Source organism: Streptomyces sp. sk2.1, assembly GCF_008120935.1.
GTDB lineage: Bacteria > Actinomycetota > Actinomycetes > Streptomycetales > Streptomycetaceae > Streptomyces.
The window spans coordinates 1-18,660 of sequence record NZ_RDBO01000081.1 but is presented as its reverse complement, the minus strand read 5'-3'; the positions used below and the strand labels follow the sequence as shown (position 1 = coordinate 18,660).

The window sequence follows — 18,660 nt, the reverse complement described above, 5'->3', positions numbered from 1 at the left end:
CTCGCGCCCAGCGGGTAGGCGAAGAAGAGTGCGAAGAGGACGGCGGCGGGCCCCGGCCCGCCGCGTCCGACGACGCCGCCCCACCGCCTGGATCTTCGCCGGGCCCGCCGCCGTCCTCTTCGCACTCTTCTTCGCCTACCCGCTGGGCGCGAGCCTGGTGCAGAGCTTCACCGCCGAGGAGGCCGGAACCACCCGCTGGGCCGGACTCGACCAGTACCGGCGGATGATCGACGACCCCGTCTTCCTGAAGTCGCTGCTCAACACCGGGGCCATCCTCGCCGTCCAGGTCCCCGTCATGATCGGCCTCGCGCTCGTCCTCGCCGTCCTGCTCAACCAGTCCTGGCTGCGCTTCCGCGGCACCTGGCGCGCCGTCTACTTCCTGCCCGCCGTCACCACCCTCGTCGCGTACGCCGTCGTCTTCCAGGTGCTCCTCAAGACCGACGGCGGACTGGTCAACCAGATCCTCGGCGCCGTCGGCATCGGACAGATCGACTGGCTCAACAGCCCCACCTGGGCCCGGATCTCCCTGATCGTCTCCCTGACCTGGCGCTGGACCGGCTACAACGCCGTCATCCTGCTCGCCGGACTCCAGTCCATCGGCAAGGAGCAGTACGAGGCCGCGGCGATCGACGGCGCCGGCACCCTGTCCACGTACGTCCGCGTCATCCTGCCGCAGCTGCGCCCCGTCGTCCTGTTCTGCGTGATCACCTCCACCATCGGCACGCTCCAGCTCTTCGACGAGAACTACGTCCTCACCCGGGGCGGCCCCGACGACGCCACCCTCACCCCGGTCCTCTATCTCTACCGGGTCGGCTTCCAGCAGTTCGACTTCGGTTACGCCGCCGCCATCGCCTGGGTCGTCGTGCTCCTCATCGCCGCGATCTCCGCCCTCCAGTACCTCGCCTTCGGAAGGGAGCGCCGCCGGTGACCGCCCTCCCGCAGGCCCCCGTGCGCGTCCACCCGGCCCGGCGCGCGGGCCGCGTCCTCGTCCGGCTGTTCCTCGCGGCCGGCGCCGTCGTCAGCCTGGTGCCGTTCCTCTGGATGGCGATCGCCTCGACCCACTCCACCTCGGAGCTGTTCCGCTCACCGCCGCCCTTCCTGCCCGGCGGACAACTGCTCGACAACCTCGTCCGGCTCCAGGAAACCATCGGCTTCGGACGGGTCCTGCTCAACAGCGCCGGCATCGCCGTCGTCCACACCGTGCTCAGCTCGCTGATCTCCGCCATGTGCGGTTACGGCCTGGCCAAGTTTCGCTTCCGCGGCCGGGGACTGCTGCTCGGCGCGGTGCTCGCCACGATGATGATCCCCTTCCAGGTCCTGCTCGTGCCGCTCTTCCAGATGATGGCGAGCGTCGGCTGGATCGACTCCTACCAGGCCGTGGTGCTGCCCTTCCTGGTGAACTCCTTCGGCATCCTGCTGATGCGGCAGAGCTTCGTCGACTTCCCCGACGAACTCCTCGAATCGGCCCGCATCGACGGCTCCGGCGAACTGCGCACCTTCTACCGGGTGGTACTGCCGTGCGTACGCCCCCAACTCGGCGCCCTGGTCATCTTCACGTTCATGGCGCAGTGGAACAGCTTCATCTGGCCGCTGCTCATGCTCAACTCCGAGGACAAATACACCGTGCCCGTCGCACTCAACACCCTCACCGGGCTCACCCACGTCGACTACTCCGGCCTGATGCTCGGCTCGCTCCTCGCCACCCTCCCGCTGATGTTCCTCTTCCTGATCTTCCAGCGGCAGTTCGTCGCCGGACTCCTCGGCGGGGCGGTGAAGGGATGAGCCTCCTCACCCGCGTCCCCGGCATCCTCTACGGCGGCGACTACAACCCCGAGCAGTGGCCCGAGGAGGTCTGGGCCGAGGACGCCGCGCTGATGCGCGAGGCCGGCGTCACCATGGTGACCGTCGGCGTCTTCTCCTGGGCCAGGCTCCAACCGGGGCCCGAAACCTGGGACTTCGCCTGGCTCGACCGGCTCATGGATCTGCTGCACGCACACGGCGTCGCCGTCGACCTGGCCACCGCCACCGCCTCGCCGCCCGCCTGGCTGATCCGCGCCCACCCCGACATCCTGCCGGTCACGGCCGACGGCGTACGCCTCGAATTCGGCTCCCGCCAGCACTACTGCCCCTCCTCGCCCGAATACCGCGCCGCCGCGCTCCGCCTCACCCGGGCCGTCGCCGAACGCTACGCGCACCACCCGGCCCTCGCCCTGTGGCACATCCACAACGAGTACGGCGACCACGTCACCGAATGCTTCTGCGCCCGCTCCGCCGACCACTTCCGCGACTGGCTCACCGACCGGTACGGCACGATCGACGACCTCAACCACGCCTGGGGCACGGCCTTCTGGTCGCAGCGCTACAGCACGTACGACGAGATCGAACCGCCCCGCACCGCCCCGGGCCCCGTCAACCCGACCCAGCTCCTGGACTGGCGGCGCTTCTGCTCCGACGCCCTGCTCGAATGCCACCGCGCCGAGCGCGAGGTCCTGCGGGAGACCGGCCCGGACATCCCGGCCACCACCAACTTCATGTCGATGTTCAAGGCACTCGACTACTGGAAGTGGGCCGAGCACGAGGACATCGTCTCCGACGACGCCTACCCCGACCCCGCCGACCCGCGCGCCCACGTCCGCGCCGCCCTCAACTACGACCTGATGCGCTCCCTCAAGGGCGGCCGGCCCTGGCTGCTCCTGGAACAGGCACCGTCCGCCGTCAGCTGGCGACCGGTCAACGTCCCCAAGAAACCCGGGCTGCAACGACTCTGGTCCCTCCAGGCCCTGGCCCGCGGCGCCGACGGCATCATGTACTTCCAATGGCGCGCCTCCCGCGCCGGCGCCGAGAAGTACCACAGCGCACTGCTCCCGCACCGCGGCACCGCCTCCCGCGGCTGGCGCGAGACCGTGCGCTTCGGCGCCGAACTCGCCCGGCTCGGCGAGATCGCCGGCACCACCTCCCGCGCCGACGTGGCGATCGTCCTGGACTGGGACTCCTGGTGGGCCCTGGAGGCCGACGACCACCCCTCCGCCCGCATGCGCTGGCCCGACCTGCTGCGCCCCTGGTACGAGGCGCTGCACGCCCGTGCCGTCCCCGTCGACTTCGTGCCCCCGCACGCGGACCTCGACGGATACCGGGCGGTCCTCGCCCCCAACCTCCACCTGCTGCGGCCCGGCGACGCCGCCCGCATCGCCGCCTACGTGCGCGGCGGCGGCCACTTCGTGTGCGGCCCCTTCAGCGGCGTCGTCGACGGCCACGACCACATCCACGACGGCGGCGCCCCGGGCCCGCTGCGGGACGTGCTCGGCGTGTCCGTCGACGAGTTCTGGCCGATCCCCGACGGCGAGGAGGTACGGCTCGCGTCCGGTGCCGGGGCCACCATGTGGAGCGAGTGGATCGAAATCGAGGGCCCGGACACCGAGACCGTCGACACCTACGCCTGCGGAGAGCTGACCGGCCGCCCCGCCGTCACCCGCCACCCCCACGGCACCGGCACCGCGTGGTACGTCGGAGCCCACCTCGGCACCGGCATCGCGGCCGTGCTCGACGAGGCGCTGCGGGCGGCCGGCGCACGCCCCGTGCTCGACGTCCCCCACGGTGTCGAGGCGACCGTGCGCACCGGCCCGCGGGGCACGTACCTCTTCGTCCTCAACCACAACGACCACGACACCCGGACCCCACTGACCGGCCCCTGGGCGACCGGCGGCACCGACCTGCTCACCGGCGCCGCCGTCCGCGACCGCATCGACCTCGGCCCGCTCGGCGCCGCGGTCCTGCGCCTGACCACCGACTCCCCTGGAGAGACCGACAAGTGACCGCACACAGATACCTGGGCGCCCTGACCGCGCTCCTCCTGGCCACGGGCACCCTCGCCGTACCGCGGACGGCCGCCGCGCACACCCGTCCCGGGCCGCCCTCCTCGTACGCCGACGTCCTCGACCTGCGCGGCACCCCCACCACCGCCCAGCCCGGCGACGGCGACGACAACAACCCCGTCACCGTCTTCGCCGACCGGGGCGCCTGGCACGCCTACGCCCTGCCGGAGAACGGCGACACCGACGCCTACGGCGGCTTCTCCGGACCCCTCTACATCGCCCAGGAATACCCCTGGTGGCTCAGCAAGTCCTTCAGCCGCATCCGCCTCACCGAACGCGGCAGCACCCTGGACCTGGCCGGAGGGGGCGAACCGCACCTCACCTCGCTCCCGGGCCGGCTCCGCCAGTCCTACGACCTCGGCCGCGGACTGCGCCTCACCCTCGAACTCCGCTTCGCCACCGACCGCAGCGCCCTGGTGCGGGCCGAGGTCCGCAACACCGGCCCGGCGACCCGCACCCTGGGCGCCGAATGGACCGGCAGCCTGCTGCGGCCCGCCGACCGGCCGATGCGCGACGCGCCCTCGCTGACCGCCACCCGCTCGGGCGTCGGCGTCGGCTTCGCGAAGGTCCGCGAGACCTGGGACTACCTCACCGACGGCACGGAACGCTTCGACGTCACGCACAGGGAAGCCGTCCGCACGACGGTGGACGGCGACACGTACCGCACCGAGGCGGTGCGACCGGTGACCCTCGCACCGGGCCGCTCGCACAGCTTCGACTGGACCGAGTCCTACACCTTCACCGCCGCCGAGCACACGAAGGAGCGGGCAAAAGTCCGCGCCGTGCTGGCCCGCCCCGGCGCCGTCGTCTCCGCGGCCGACACCCGCTGGCGGGGCTACGTCGCCGGGGTGACCCGGGGCGTCCCGGCCGACCGGCGGCGCACGGCCGTCAAGTCGCTGGAGACCCTCGTCACCAACTGGCGCAGCGCGGCGGGGCAGATCAAGCACGACGGCATCACACCGTCGATCTCCTACAAGTGGTTCACCGGCGGCATCTGGGCCTGGGACACCTGGAAGCAGGCCGTGGGCACGGCGCGCTTCGCCCCCGGACTGGCCGAGTCGCAGATCCGCGCCATGTTCGACTGGCAGGTCCGCCCCGACTCCGCGACCCGCCCGCAGGACGCCGGGATGATCCCCGACGTCATCTTCTACAACGACCCCTCGCGCGGCGGCGGCAACTGGAACGAACGCAACTCCAAGCCCCCGCTGGCCGCCTGGGCGGTCTGGAAGGTGTACGAGAAGTCGGGGAACCGGGCGTTCCTGCGTGAGATGTACCCGAAACTCGCCGCCTACCAGTCCTGGTGGTACCGCAACCGGGACCACGACCGCGACGGCCTCGCCGAATACGGTGCCACCGTCGACGCCGCCAACGACTCGCCCGAGCAGCAGCGGCTGGCCGCGGCCTGGGAGAGCGGCATGGACAACGCGCCCCGCTTCGACGCCGCCCTCGGCACCGGAGTCGTCGCCAACCGGGCGGCCGACGGAACACTCCTCGGCCACTCCCTCACCCAGGAGTCCGTCGACCTGAACGCCTATCTTGCCGCCGACCAGGGCTACTTGGCGCGCATCGCGGGCACGCTGGGACGCACCGCCGACGCCGAACGGTGGAAGCGGCGGTCCGCCGCCACGTCCGCCGCCGTCCGCACGACGATGTACGACCCCGCGGACGGCTGGTTCCACGACATCGCGCTCGACACCGGCGCACGGCTCACGGCCCGCGGACGCGGCATCGAGGGCGCCGTTCCGCTGTGGACCGGCACGGCGTCCGACGCGCAGGCCCGTGCCGTGCGCGACGTACTGACCGACCCGGCGGAGTTCGCCACCACCGTCCCGTTCCCGACCGTGGCGAAGAGCTCCCCCTACTTCTCGCCGACCGCGTACTGGCGCGGCCCCGTCTGGCTCGACCAGGCGTACTTCGCCCTCGGCGGCCTGCGCCGCTACGGCTACGACAAGGACGCGGACGCCCTGCGGGACCGGCTCGTCACCCACGCGGCGGGCCTCGCGGACGACGGACCCATCATGGAGAACTACGACCCGACCACCGGGGCACCGCTCAACGCACCCGGTTTCAGCTGGTCCGCGGCCCTCCTGCTGCCGATCCTGACCGGGGACGAGTAGCCGGCGGGCGCCCGCGCACCGGGACACCGCCCGGCGGGCGTCCCGGTGCGCACGGCCTCAGCACATCCAGTTCCGCTGGGCGGCCTGCCACGCCAGTTGCATCCGGGTGGTCGCGCCCGCGAGGGCCATCATCGACTGGACCCGTCGCTGCACGGTGCGCCGGCTGAGCCCCATCTGACTGGCTATGGCCTTGTCCGCGACGCCCGCCACGAGGAGCGAGAGCAACTGGCGGTCCGTCGCCGACAGTTCGTGGCTGCCGGACGAACCGTCCGTGCCGCTGACCGTTCCGGACTCGCTCACATGGAGCGGCACCGCGTCCTCCCAGTAGCGCTCGAACAGGGCGACCAGCGCCTCCAGCAGACTGCTGCCGCGGACCAGCGCCGTGGTGGGCTCCTCGGTGCTGCCGCTCGGCCCGCCGGGGACCAGGGGACAGATGGCGATGGACCGGTCGGCGATCGCGAGGCGCAGCGGGAGGTGCGGGACCGCACGGGCCGTCTCTCCCGCCCGCATGCCCCGCACCACGTTGGCGACGGCACCCGAGTCGTCGAAGAACGCCCGCTCGTACAGGACGCGGTAGCGCACCCCGCGCGCCAGGGCGTCGTACTCGGCCTCGTTGCTCCCCGAGGGCATGGCCACGTACTGGGCCTTGCAGAACCACAACATCTCGTGGCGCGTGTCGTCCTGGATCCGGCGCAGGTGCTGGCGCAACGCCTCGGCACCGGTGATGACTTCGATGAGCTGGTCGGGATCCCGGCGCCGCCGGGTGCGCCGATAGGTCTCCAGCAGATCGGTGACCGCCAGGCGCGCGTGGTCCAGGGCGTCGGACTGCTTCTGGAGATGCGGCAGCAGGGCCACGTCCGGGGGAGTGGCCGCGAAACTGCGGGGCGCCCGGTCCGTCGCGCTGACCAGCCCCTTCTCGGTGAGTACCGTCAGTACCCGTTCGACCTCCGCCGCCGTCAGACCGGACTGCTCCGCGATCTGGTCCGCCGAGGCGGTGAGCAGCGTGACGAGAAGCCGATACACGGTTTCCTCGGCCGGGGCGAGCCCCACTGCTTCCAGCATCGTGATCCTTTCCGCCCCCGCCGAACGTGCGGCGAGCGACGGAACGGCCCGGTGGGAACGGCAGGCGACAGGGACTCGCCGGGACAACCGCCGGTGGGCAACCGCACTATACGCCCCGGACATGTCCGGACCGGAAGGGGAAAGCGGCGGGCACGGAGGATTCGACCGCCTCCGTGCCCGCCGCCCTTCGGACCCTCGGGACCGCTCCCGTCCTACTTGCGGAGCCCGTAGGCGCGTTCCACGGTCTGCCGGACCTCGTTGCCGGCGTTGTCGGTCGCCGTGACCCGCAGCGTCACGAAGGTGTCGCCGTGGGGCCGTTCCGGCCGGCCGACGGCGGCGGTGAAGCGGTTTTGGCCGCGGTCCTCGGCCCGGACCTCCTTCGACCAGGTCCTGCCGTCGTCGTAGGAGACCGCGACCCGGACGAGGACGCCGCGCGGTGCGGGCAGCCCCTCCTGGTTGCGGACGGTCAGACCGACGGTGTGACCGCGCCGTGCGGTCACGGTGTTGTGCTCGTCGACCGGTACGTCGTAGTCGACCTGGAGCAGCGGGAGCACCGTCCTCTCGGCGGCGGTGTCCGAGCGGAAGGACCAGGAGGTCCGGGTACGCGTGCCGAACCGCCACTCCGGGGAGACCCGGGAGGCCGACACGTCCAACCGGTAGTCGGCCTTCCCGGGCGCCACCTCGAAGTCCTCCCAGGCGTCCGTGGCGTCGGCGACCTTCTTGCCGTCACGGAACAGGCCGACGGAGACGGCGTCGCCCTCGTCCTCCTCGCCGCTCGTGCCGAAACCGCCGGTCCGGGCCTGCGACCAGTGGCCCGTACCGGAGTCGTTGAACTCGGGGACGCGGAACGAGAGGACGTCGCGGGAGCGCACGGACGGTGTCGTGGTGCCGCGCGGGACGGACGGCCGCACCACGGCCCCGAACCAGTTGTCGGCCGCCTGCCTGCCGGGCCGGTAGGTCCGCAGGGAGTCGCGCATCCCGTCGAGCAGGGGCGCGTCGACGGTGCGGACGAGCGCGTTGTTCACCACGTGCAGCCACTGGGTGGCACCGGCGCTGACGTACTCGGTGCGCTTCGCCCCGGTGGGCACGTACCGGCTGTACTGGTTCCAGAAGAAGTTCTGGTAGGGGCGGCTGCCGAAGCGCTGCTCGCTCGCCCAGGGAACGCCGCCGGCATCGGTGTACGTGGACTCGACGACGGCGCTGTTGCGGTCCGAGACGGTGTGCACGACGCGTTCGGGGATGCGGTCCTCGGACACCTGCATCACGTCGTACAGGTACGGGCTCCTGGCGGTGCCGGAGAGCGCCACCGAGGTCCTGCGGCGCTCGACGCGTTCCAGCAGGGCGTCCCCCTCGGCCGCGCGCACGTTGATGGTGGGCAGGGGAAGGCGCTCGCCGTCCGGGGTCCACCGGCTCCAGGAGTAGTCGCCCCGGGGGAAGACGAGCACGAGTCCGGCGGCGCCGGCCTCGGACGCCGCCCGGGCGAGTTCCTCCGCGTGGGTGACGTCGCTCCTGACGACCGCGAGCCTGCCGCGGACACGGCGCAGATCGGGGGCGTCGGCGGTTCCCGCGTCGACGGCGGTCAGCCGGGTGCCCCTCACGTCGAACAGCGGGGAGTTGTGCATGTAGTACGGGTCGAGGTCGAGCCGTGCCCCGGGCACCTCCGCCCGCAGCAGCGGGGCGACGAGCTGCCAGCGGGAGGCGAACTCGAAACGGCCCTCGGTGACCTTCGCCGTGGGGCTGACGTAGAGCCGCCTGGCCAGGTCGAAGTACATCGTGCCCTGGATCAGGCCGTGGCCGTCCAGCTGACGGTACGTCTGATAGCTGACGATGTCGCGCTGCTCGGCGGGCCGGGGCGTGCGGATCTCCACCCGGGTGGTCCTGCGGGCGTCCAGTGTGACGGTCATGTCCTTGGTGACCTTCACCTCGGGCAGGACGACCTCGCGCAGTTCCTGGCCGTCCTCGGCGTTGTCCAGCGAGGAGTGGCTGAGCTGGTAGGTGCCCTCCTCGACCTCGGCGACGGCCGGGCTGGTGCTGAGGTAGCTCTCGAAGCCGTCGGCACCCCAGATCGTCGGCAGGTCGGAGACGGGCTTGCCCTCGTGGTCGATGACGTTCACGGTGATCCGGTGCTTGGGGCCGTGGACCGAGAGGCTCACCGTGGTGTGGACGGCCGTCCTGCCGTCGGCGCTGGAGGCGTTCACGTACCCGTAGTAGTCGCCCCGTTCGAGGACCGACGGGTCGACGCGCAGGGACACCTCGGCCGTGGCGCCGGGGGCGACGCGGACCGAGTCGGCGCCGAGCCGCACCGCGCCCTCGGCGACCTCGCGCCCGCCGGTGGTGGCGAGCCGGAGCGTCAGACCGAGGGTGATCCCGGAGTCGGAGGTGTTGGTGTACCGGACGGTGGTGTCCCGGTCCCGCTCGCCGGTCCCACCCGTCACGAAGGAGCCGAGCGCCACCGTCCCGGTCGCGGTGACCGGTCCGAAGGCCGCGGCGGCCAGGTCGACGCGTCCGCCGCCCTGCTCGGTCACCTGCTGGCCGGGCACCGTGCGGGCGGTGCTCACCAGCGCGTCCTTGAGGCGCGTGGCGTCCCAGTCCGGGTGCTGCTGGGCGAGCAGCGCCGCGGCGCCGGCGACATGGGGAGTGGCCATGGACGTTCCGGAGGACGCGATGTAGTCGGCGTCCACCGGGTCGCCCATGGTGGTTCCCGCGGCGCGGGCGGCGACGATGCCGACACCGGGCGCGGTGACGTCGGGCTTGGCCACCCGGTCGGTCAGGCGCGGTCCGCGGCTGGAGAAGGGGGCCAGCGAGTCGTCGCGGTCGACGGCGCCCACGGTGAGCGCCGCCTCGGCCGCTCCGGGCGAGCCGATGGTCTGGCTGCCCTGCTCGCCGTTGTTCCCCGCGGCCACCACGAACAGGGCGCCGCTGCTCTTCGTCAGCCTGTTCACCGCGAGGCTCATCGGGTCGGTGCCGTCGGTGGGATCGTCCGAGCCCAGGCTCATGTTGATGACCCGGGCGCCGCCGGCCGCCGCCCACTCCATGCCGTCGATCACGGCGGACTCGCTGCCGTAGCCGTCGTCCCCGAGGACCTTGCCGATCATCAGCTCGGACCGGGGCGCCACGCCCTTGCGCTTTCCTCCGGAGGCCGCTCCGGTGCCGCCGACCGTGGACGCGACATGGGTGCCGTGCCCGAAGGCGTCGTTGGTCCCGGCACTGCCGGAGAAGTCCTTCGTGGCCGAGGCCCGGCCGGCCAGGTCCGGGTGGCCGAGGTCGGCGCCGGTGTCCAGGACGGCGACCTTGACGCCCTGGCCCAGGTAGCCGGCGTCCCATGCGGCGGGTGCGTTGATCTGCGCCGTGCTGCGGTCGAGCTTCGGGCTCACCCGGCCGTCCAGCCACACGGTGGCATCGGTGGCCTCAAGAACGGAGGGCGACTTGCCCGAGTCGTGGGCGAGTTGCTTCCAGAAACGGCCGAGGTCCTTGTCGCCGATGTGCAGCGAACGGGCGTTGATGCTGTCCAGCCGGCGTACGGGAGTCGAGTCGTCGTTCAGCGCGGACAGGGAGTCGAGGGCGGAGACCGACGCGCCGTTCGGCCGGGAGACGATCAGCGGAAGGGCGTCGGTGCGCGCCTCGTCGTAGCCCTGCGCGAGCAGCCCGGTCACGTCGAAGAGCCGCCGGTCGACCTTCCCCGAGAAGACCGGGGCGATGGCGTCGGAGGGCAGGACGGACAGGGTGCCGTCCTCCTCAGTGGTCCGGAAGACGATGTTCCTGCGGCCGGGGCCCGGCTGGACGGAGGCGACCTTCTTGCCGTCGGGACCGGCACTGACGGTCACCCGGTCACCCGTGATCAGCCGCACCGTGGCTCCCGGGTCCGCCGGGGCCGAACGGACGGGGCCGCCCTGCGCCGGGGAATCGGCGGAGACCGGCGCCACCGCGCCCGCGGTCAGCAACAAGGCCGTCGGTGCTGCCGCCAGGAGGCGGGCACGTCTCATTTTTCCAACCCTTCTTTCGACACGACTGGATACACGCTGTCCGAAAGAATCAGTCAGAGCCGGAAGGGCTGTCACGGCTTCCCGATGTCATCGTTGTGACATGTCACAACGGCGACACCGGACCCGCGGGAGTGTCCGTCGGGGCCGGTCCCGGAAGCCATGGGCCGGGTGTTCCCGGCCGGACGGGGCTTTCGGAACACGGCCCGAGGACGGGCGTCGTCAGCCGGTGGTGCCGGGCCGCTCCCCGAGCAGCCGGGTGCGGAACAGGTCCAGGACCGTGTCCAGCGCCTGCCGGGTGGGTTGGCCGGGCTCGTCGACGAGATGCTCCGTCAGTACCGAGTGCGGTGCCATGACGGCCTCCGGGTTCGCGGTGCTGTCGTCCAGTTCGACGGCGACGAAGGCGTCGCCCAGTTCGCGCCGGAGGTACGCGAACCGGTCCCCGGGCACCAGCCGGTCGCCCCGGAAGCGCAGCCCCAGGACCTGGAGCCCCTCGCGCTCGCACCGTCGCCGGACTACGGCGAGTTCCCCGGCGCCGATGTCGATGGCTCCCGCACGGCCCGGGAGGACGGCGAGCGGCAGCGACGGCTGGGAGAGCACCGGGGCTACGAGCCGCTCGTCCGTGGCCATGGCCAGGGCGAAGCCACCGGTCACGCACATGCCGACGGCGCCGACGCCGGGGCCGCCGCAGCGTTCGTGCTCGGCCGCCGCCAGGGCGCGCAGCCACCGCACGACCCGGGAACTGCGCCCCGTGGCCAGGATCGTGAACTCCCGGCTCACACACACCTGCCACATCGACGACGCCGTGTAGCGGACGGTACCCGTCCAGCCGTGGGCGGTGGGATTCACGTCGCGACCGGGAGTGCCGAAGAGCACCGGGAGCACAGCGGTGCAGCCCGACGCCGCCACACGCTCGGCGAACTCCAGGACCTTGGGGGTGATGCCGGGGATCTCCGCCATGATGATCACGGCAGGTCCCGTGCCCCGGCGCAGTGTCCGGCGGGTGGCGCCGTCATGGGTGAACGTGTCCCGGGTGAAACCGCCGAGATCGTGGTCGGTCACAGGTCCGTTCCCCTCCGCCGTCTTTTCCGCCCCACAAGTTACCGCGAGGTAGGGCGTGTTGGCGAGGAGCCCCGGGGTTCCGCCCGGCGCACGGGCCTGTTCATCGGGGCGTGAGGGCCCCATCATGCTTCCCACCGCCCATCGCCCGCGCGTGACCCGTCGGACGGAGAAGCCGTGCCCGCTGTGCGCAGAGGACTGCTCCCGCTGCTGGCCGCCCTGGTGGCCCTGTTGGTCCCGGCCGCTCCGGCCCATGCCGGGCCGCGTGCCGAGGCCCGGGTCCCCGTGATCCTCGTCCACGGCTACAACGCCGACCCCGGCGTCTGGGGCGCGTTCCGGGCCGATCTCAAGGCCGGGGGATACACCGACGCCGAACTCTTCTCCTGGGGTTACGACACCCACCGGTCCGTCAACGAGACGCTCGCCGGCCGCTTCGCCGCGTACGTCGAGGAGGTCCGCCGGCAGACCGGCGCGGCCCGGGTCGACGTCGTCGCGCACTCCTTCGGCAGCCTCGTCACCCGCTGGTACGTCAAGTACGGCGGCGGCACCGAAACCGTCGCCCACTGGATCTCCCTGGCCGGGCCCAACCACGGCACGTCCCTGGCCTGGGCGTGCGCCCTGTGGGACCAGGCGTGCCGTGACATGACCCCGGGCTCGTACGTCCAGGACCGGCTGGCCGAGGGCGACGAGACGCCGGGCGCCGTCCGGTACGCCACCTGGTGGTCCGGATGCGACGAGATCATCGACCCGCACGGCAGCGTCCTGCTGGACGGTGCGGTGAACCACGACGCGGGCTGCGTCGGGCACAACGACCTGCTGGGGGACGACGGCGTCTCCCAGCAGGCGCGCGACTTCCTCGGGACGTAGGCGGGCCGGGGGTCACACGGCCGGCAGGCCGGTCAGCCGCTTCGCGTGCAGGGCCGCCAGCCGGTTGCCCTCGGACGCCAGGTACCACTTCTGGATGTCCTTGGTGCCGTCGTTGTAGGTCCAGCGCAGTTTCCCGTCGGAGGCGTCGAAGGCGTGGATGCCGCCGTTGTCGTCGAACTCCGTCGCCCCGTAGAGGGTGTTGCCCACCTTGGCGAACCGCCACGGGTAGGCGACGTCCAGCGAACCCTTGTTGTGCCAGACCTTCTTCCCGGTCGCGGGCTCGACCGCCCACAGGCCGTGCACGGTGTCGGAGGCGTAGAGGACCCCGTCCAGGAGCGCCGGGTCGTTGAACCGGCTGAACTCCTCGGTGGCCAGCGACCAGCGCTCCTTTCCGTCGGCCAGGCCGAAGGCGCGCAGACGGCGGCCGTTGGCGATGACGACCAGATCGTCCTGGACGACGAAGTCGAGGTTGTTGGACCGGCCTATCTTCTTCGTCCACGTCTGCTGCCCGGTCGAGGTGTCGCGGACGGTGAGGTTCTCACGGAAGTCGGTGTAGACGAGGTGGCGGCCGACGGCCTTCGCGGTGACGCCGGTCTGTTCCGTGCCGTGGTCGCGCTGCTCGCGCCAGACGACCTTGCCGCTGGTGGTGTCGATCGCGGCGATCACGTTGTCCGGTGTCCGGAAGTCCTTGTCGAGGATGCCCGCGAGGACGTACACGTGGTCGTCGTCCGCGGCGATCGGGCGGGGCTGGGAGTACTCGGTGCCCAGGTGGCTGCGCCAGGTCTCCTTGCCGGTGGCCGGGTCCAGGCCGACGACGTTCCCGTCGTACTCGGCGCTGGCCAGGTAGAGGGTGCCGCCGCCGATGAGCATGCCGGCGCCGGGGGTGGTGACGTTCTTGCGGGACCACACCTCCTTGCCGGTGGCGATGTCGCGGCCCACCAGGGGATCGCCGGACACGAGTACGATGCCGCCGACCACGGTGAGGGCGTGGTTGCCGGACAGGGAGGTGTTCGTCGTCGTGCCCTGCCACAGGGCCTCGGGCGCGGTGTTCGGCGGCGGGGTGGTGAAGGAGTCCCCGCCCTTGCCGCCGCCCGGCTCGCGCGTGGTGCCGCCGGGTTCCTCCTCCGGTGTGCATCCCCACACACCCGCACCGAGCAGTGCCAGTCCCAGGCCCTTGCCTGCCAGCTTCATCACCTGTCGGCGTGACGCGTTGTCCCGGATCATGGTTCCGTCCCCGTCTTCCTGCGATGTCGATGCCCGGCGCACCGGGCGCGGTGGGCGCCCGGGCACGTCCGAGGAGTCCCGTCCGCTTTGCGTATGGGACTTCGCGGGCATGCCCTCGGAGTCGGATCAGGTTAACCATCGAATTTCGGCCAGCAGCAGGCCAGGACGCGGCCGGGACATCCCTGTGACCGAGCTGTCACGGTAACGAGGGGGAGAATTGCCGGAGTTGCCCCCTTCCGGTCGGCGTGGTGCCCCAGCCGATTCGGCCTTCCGGTCCGGACGGCGACGGGGCGTCCCCGGATCCGTCATGGCGACCGGGAACGCGGGCGAAGGGGATGGGGGTTCCGGTCGCGAAGCAGTGGCCATGAACCGTGTGTACACGACAGGGGCGGCTCGATAGCCTGGCCGCATGGGGGAGAGGTTACGCGCGGTCGTGCGCGATGTGGTGATGGAGAAGGCCCCGCAGGAGCTGGTGCTGCTCGACTCCCTGGAGTCCGCCGCCGACGAGCGGGTCACCGCCGTGTTCGCCGGCCGGACGGCCCGGGAGGACACGCTCGGCTTCGGTCTCACCGAGGTCGCCGCCCTGATCACACCGGTGGTGTGGCTGGTGCTGGACGAGTTCGCCACCAAGGGGGCCGGTGCCGTGGCGGACAGCCTGCCGGCCCGGACACGGGCGGGGCTGCGCAGGGTCCTGCGCCGCCCGGAGGCCGCCCCGGAGCACGAGCTGCCCGCGCTGACCCCCGGCCAACTCCGCGCCGTTCACGGGCGTGTACGGGAGCGGGCGATGGCCGGGGGGCTCGACGGCACGGCGGCCGAGGGACTGGCCGACGCGGTGGTCTCCCGGCTGGCCAGGGAGGAACCCGCCGGACCGCGGGGGGACGACACCGGGGAGCGGCCGGACCCGGAGTGACGGGGGAGGCGCCGGGATGGCTTCCGTCGAGGCCCGTGACCTGACCGGGCGCGCGGCGACGCGGCGTTTCCTGCTGCTGGTCCTGGTCCTGCTGGCCTCCTGCACGTCCCTGATCAGCCGGACGGTGCTGACCGTCGACGCCACCGTCGCACTCCCTCGGTGCGTGCGGAGCAGCGGTGTCGACCCGGACGCACCGGCCTGGCGGATCGGGCTCGCCGTCCGCTTCCACCAGGACGTCGTCGGCTGCCGGTCCGACGCGGCCGAGGGCGCGGTGTACATCGCGCTGCTGTACACCGCGGCCGTCGTCGCGACCGCCCTGACGCTGTACTGGTGGCTGCCCCGCTGGAAGCGGCGGGGCGGCCGGCTCCCCGAGGTGCCCGGCGCCGACGGGACGACGGTGCGCCGCCTGATGCTGGACGAGGCCCACCGGCAGGAGGGCCGGCCGGACCGGCCGGACCAGGGAGCCGCCCCGGCCGGACCCGGCCGGGAGGACACGACGGGCCGGACGGGGACGGAGGCTGATCGCGGGACGGCGGGCCGGACGGGGGCCGGTGACGGGACGGCGGGCCGGACCGGGACGGGGGCCGACGGCGGCATCCCGGACTCCCTCCCGGCGCACCTGGCCCTGCTGGTGCGGAGGGCCGGTCTTTCCCGCGCCCCGGACTTCGTCGTCCGCCCCGGGGCGCTCTCCGCCGGCGCCGTGGCCTTCGGCCGCGCCCGGCGGTACACCGTCTGCCTGCACGCGGGACTGTTGGCGCGCCGGACGACGGACCCGCGCAGGTTCGAGGCCGTGGTGCTGCACGAACTGGCCCACATCCGCAATCGCGACGTGGACCTCGCCTACCTCACCGTGGCGCTCTGGCGGACCTTCCTGGCCATGGTGCTGATCCCCTGCCTCGGCATCCACGGCCTGCTCGTCGTCCAGGACCAGATGCTCGGGTCGGGACGCCTCTACTGGGAAGGGGCCACGCCCGGCCCCGGCGAGCTGGTGCTCGGCGTCGCACTGGTGGCGCAGACCCATCTGGTGCGGGCCGACATCCTCCGGCACCGGGAACTCGTCGCCGACCACGACGCCGTGGCGTGCGGCGCCGACCCCGAGGTCTGGTCGGTCCAGCGCCCGCCGGCCCGCGGGGGCGGGTGGGCGCTGGCCGCGGCGCGCCGGGCGGCACGGCCGCTGCGCACCCATCCCTCCTGGTCGCAGCGGTACGAGTCGCTCATCCGGCCCCCGGCCGTGGACCGCGGGGGCACGAAGACGCAGTTCATGTTGTTCCTCGGCGCGCACGTCACGCTCATCCACTGCGTGGTGTCCTGGCTGCGGCTCGGTGCGGTGCCCGCGAGAACGGTCCTCTCCCTGGCCTATCTGGCCGTTCCCCTGATCGTGGCCACGGGCAGCGCGGTGAGGCCGCGGAAGGCGAAACGCCCCACCGGCCGACCGCAGGGCGACCCCACCGGACCCGTCGTACCCACCGCCCCTGGTGCCGGCCGGGCGCACCTGATCGGCCCGGCCCCCGCGGTGCCCGCGCATCCTTCCGGGCCCGGGATACGCCGGGGATCGCGAACCGTCCGCGCCTTCTGGCTGGGACTCTGCGTGCTTCCCGCGCTCTACGTCTACAAACCCCTGTCCGGTCTCGCGGAACCCACCGGCACCATGGACGAGGTCTTCGCCCCGTCCTGGTCCCTTCCGCCGTTCCAGTCGCCCCGATCGGACCCGGGCACCCGCGCCCGGGTGGCGGCCTGGTACGACGACGGCGGCCGGGAGATCCTGCGGCGCCACGAGGCCCAGCTCTCCTGGAACCCGGCGAAGGACATGTCCGACGGCGCGGAGGATGAATTCCTGCGTCACTGCGGGGTGATGCGAAGAACCCTGTCGGACGGCCTGGAACTGCCCCCGTACCCCGATCCGTACGGCGAGGAGAGCCTGCGTGCGCTGCTGACCTCGTTCGCCGAGGGCAACCGGCTGGTCTGCGTGCCCGAGGACGAGCGCGCGGCCGAGTCGCAGCTCCCCGCGGCCCTCTGGCACATGAGGGCGGCCGATGCCCTCGCACAGTTGCGGAAGCTCGACCCCGGGACGGACTGAACCCGGCCGGAGGCCGCCCCGGGCGCCGGTGGTCGGCTACCTTTTCCCGACACGCGCACCGACCGGTCCCGCACCGGGAACGCCGGGGGCGCCGCACCGGATCGCTCCGGTGCGGCGCCCTCGGGTCTCCCGTCCGGCTCAGGCCAGGGATGCGGCGCGGGCGGGATCGATGGCGTGCTGGAGGGGCTCCTCCCGCACGAAGCGGCCCAGTTCGTCGAGGACGAGCAGGCCGAGGCGGTTGCGTTCGGCCCCGACGGCACCGCCCAGGTGGGGCGTCAGGATGACATTGGGCAGGGTGAACAGCGGTGAGTCGGGGGAAGGGGGCTCCGGGTGCGTGACGTCGAGGACGGCGGTGAGGTCGGGCCTGGCCCGCAGCACCTCCGCCGCGGCCGGCTCGTCGACGAGCGCGCCGCGCGCGGTGTTGATCAGCGTCGCGCCGTGCTCCATGGAGCTCAGCAGCCGCGCCCCGATCGTGCCGCGGGTCTCGGGCAGGAGCGGGGCGTGGAGGCTCACCACCTGGCAGGTGGCGAAGAGCTCCTCGATCCCGACGAGCCGTACGCCCGCCCGCCGGGCGGCGTCCGCCGGGGCGACGGGGTCCGTGGCGAGGACCTCCACGTCGAAGCGGGCGAGGTGGGACGCGACGAGGCGGCCGATGTGCCCGAGCCCCAGCAGCCCCACGCGCGACCGGTAGCCGCCGGGGACCTTCGGGTTGTGGGGGAAGCTCCGGCTGCTCGACACCTCCCGGCCGATGCGGTGGACCTGCTTCAGCCCCAGGAGGATCTGGGCGAGGGAGAACTCCGCCACCGGGATGGCGTTGGCCGCCGCGGCCGAGACGATCGGGATGCCGCGGGCCCAGAACTCCGGTGTGGTCAGGTGCCGCACGGAACCCGCCGCGACGAGCACCGCCTTGAGCCGGGGGGCGTGCGACAGGAACGCGGCGTCGAGGACGGGCGCGCCCCAGCCGGTGAACAGGACGTCTACCTCCCGCAGCACCCCGGGGTCCTCGTCGAGCTGCTCCCGGGTGAGGGGCGGCCCCTGCCAGCGCGCGAGCCGGCCGATCCCGGTCAGCACCTCGTCGGGGTAGACGTCGGCCCTGCGTTCCTCCTCCATGACCAGCAGTGCCGTCGGTCCGGTGGTCGGCTCGTTCATGTCGTACGCTCCTCAGCTCTTCCGCTGACGGAACGTCAGCGAATCGACCCACGACCCCGGTCGGGCGTGTGGGGAAATGTCTGACTGGATGTCGAGGATTGGCGTGGCTTGTTCAGTACCTCGGCCGACGCGCTTGCAGCACGATACATCGGATGACTGCAAAGCCCCTCAAGTGAAGCTTAGTCGCCTCGGGTTCGGGGTCCCGTGGGTCGCCATGGGTGCGCATGATCGCCGCAAAACGGAGCGGCTGGTTCCCCAAGTGGCCGTACCGCCGCTCCATCAGGCAATACCTCGGGGTGCCCGGCCTCTTCGCGAGGGTGTCGGGTCGTGGGTGGGGTGTGGG

At 72.4% G+C, this 18,660-nt stretch carries 12 protein-coding genes; 7 read left to right on the top strand and 5 right to left on the bottom strand.

Annotation, left to right across the window (positions count from 1 at the left end):
• Positions 1–28: 28 nt before the first annotated feature.
• The 4 genes from EAO76_RS36620 to EAO76_RS36605 are packed head-to-tail and all read left to right on the top strand — an operon-like array spanning position 29 to position 5,989.
• Entirely contained in the window at positions 29–928 is a 900-nt protein-coding gene (locus EAO76_RS36620; RefSeq protein WP_148840548.1) for a carbohydrate ABC transporter permease, read from the top strand.
• A complete protein-coding gene (locus EAO76_RS36615; protein ID WP_262376067.1) occupies positions 925–1,782 on the top strand; it encodes a carbohydrate ABC transporter permease in 858 nt (285 codons plus the stop codon). The genes EAO76_RS36620 and EAO76_RS36615 overlap by 4 nt, the downstream gene beginning before the upstream one ends.
• The gene (locus tag EAO76_RS36610; RefSeq protein WP_148840547.1) at positions 1,779–3,812 is read left to right on the top strand and encodes a beta-galactosidase; all 2,034 of its coding nucleotides are present in this window, start codon (positions 1,779–1,781) and stop codon (positions 3,810–3,812) included. Before EAO76_RS36615 ends, EAO76_RS36610 begins: the two co-directional genes overlap by 4 nt.
• On the top strand, positions 3,809–5,989 hold the full coding sequence (locus EAO76_RS36605; protein ID WP_262376066.1) for an MGH1-like glycoside hydrolase domain-containing protein: 2,181 nt from the start codon (positions 3,809–3,811) through the stop codon (positions 5,987–5,989). The genes EAO76_RS36610 and EAO76_RS36605 overlap by 4 nt, the downstream gene beginning before the upstream one ends.
• 57 nt (positions 5,990–6,046) lie before the next feature.
• Here EAO76_RS36605 and EAO76_RS36600 read toward each other — a convergent pair whose 3' ends face one another.
• The 3 genes from EAO76_RS36600 to EAO76_RS36590 all read right to left on the bottom strand — a co-directional run bounded on the left by EAO76_RS36600 (position 6,047) and on the right by EAO76_RS36590 (position 12,093).
• Complete coding sequence (locus EAO76_RS36600) at positions 6,047–7,051, bottom strand: LuxR family transcriptional regulator (protein WP_148840546.1); 1,005 nt, start codon at positions 7,049–7,051, stop codon at positions 6,047–6,049.
• A gap of 212 nt (positions 7,052–7,263) precedes the next feature.
• Complete coding sequence (locus EAO76_RS36595; protein WP_148840545.1) at positions 7,264–11,034, bottom strand: S8 family peptidase; 3,771 nt, start codon at positions 11,032–11,034, stop codon at positions 7,264–7,266.
• A 219-nt stretch (positions 11,035–11,253) separates the two neighbouring features.
• Positions 11,254–12,093 (bottom strand): dienelactone hydrolase family protein, encoded by an 840-nt coding sequence (locus tag EAO76_RS36590; protein WP_187438926.1) that lies wholly within the window; start codon positions 12,091–12,093, stop codon positions 11,254–11,256.
• 174 nt (positions 12,094–12,267) lie between these two features.
• On the opposite strand from EAO76_RS36590, the gene EAO76_RS36585 reads away from it, so the two are divergent.
• Positions 12,268–12,957: a triacylglycerol lipase gene (locus tag EAO76_RS36585; protein ID WP_262376065.1), complete on the top strand. Its 690-nt coding sequence runs from the start codon at positions 12,268–12,270 to the stop codon at positions 12,955–12,957.
• Positions 12,958–12,969: 12 nt separating this feature from the next.
• Here EAO76_RS36585 and EAO76_RS36580 read toward each other — a convergent pair whose 3' ends face one another.
• A complete protein-coding gene (locus EAO76_RS36580) occupies positions 12,970–14,181 on the bottom strand; it encodes a PQQ-binding-like beta-propeller repeat protein (protein WP_262376064.1) in 1,212 nt (403 codons plus the stop codon).
• 409 nt (positions 14,182–14,590) lie between these two features.
• Here EAO76_RS36580 and EAO76_RS44970 point away from each other — a divergent pair, with 409 nt between their 5' ends.
• Both EAO76_RS44970 and EAO76_RS36570 read left to right on the top strand, forming a co-directional pair.
• On the top strand, positions 14,591–15,091 hold the full coding sequence (locus EAO76_RS44970) for a hypothetical protein (protein ID WP_187438925.1): 501 nt from the start codon (positions 14,591–14,593) through the stop codon (positions 15,089–15,091).
• A 16-nt stretch (positions 15,092–15,107) separates the two neighbouring features.
• Complete coding sequence (locus EAO76_RS36570; protein WP_148840544.1) at positions 15,108–17,168, top strand: M56 family metallopeptidase; 2,061 nt, start codon at positions 15,108–15,110, stop codon at positions 17,166–17,168.
• 138 nt (positions 17,169–17,306) lie between these two features.
• Here the strand turns inward: EAO76_RS36570 and EAO76_RS36565 are convergent, their stop codons facing one another.
• Positions 17,307–18,317 (bottom strand): hydroxyacid dehydrogenase, encoded by a 1,011-nt coding sequence (locus EAO76_RS36565; RefSeq protein ID WP_148840543.1) that lies wholly within the window; start codon positions 18,315–18,317, stop codon positions 17,307–17,309.
• Positions 18,318–18,660: the final 343 nt, after the last annotated feature.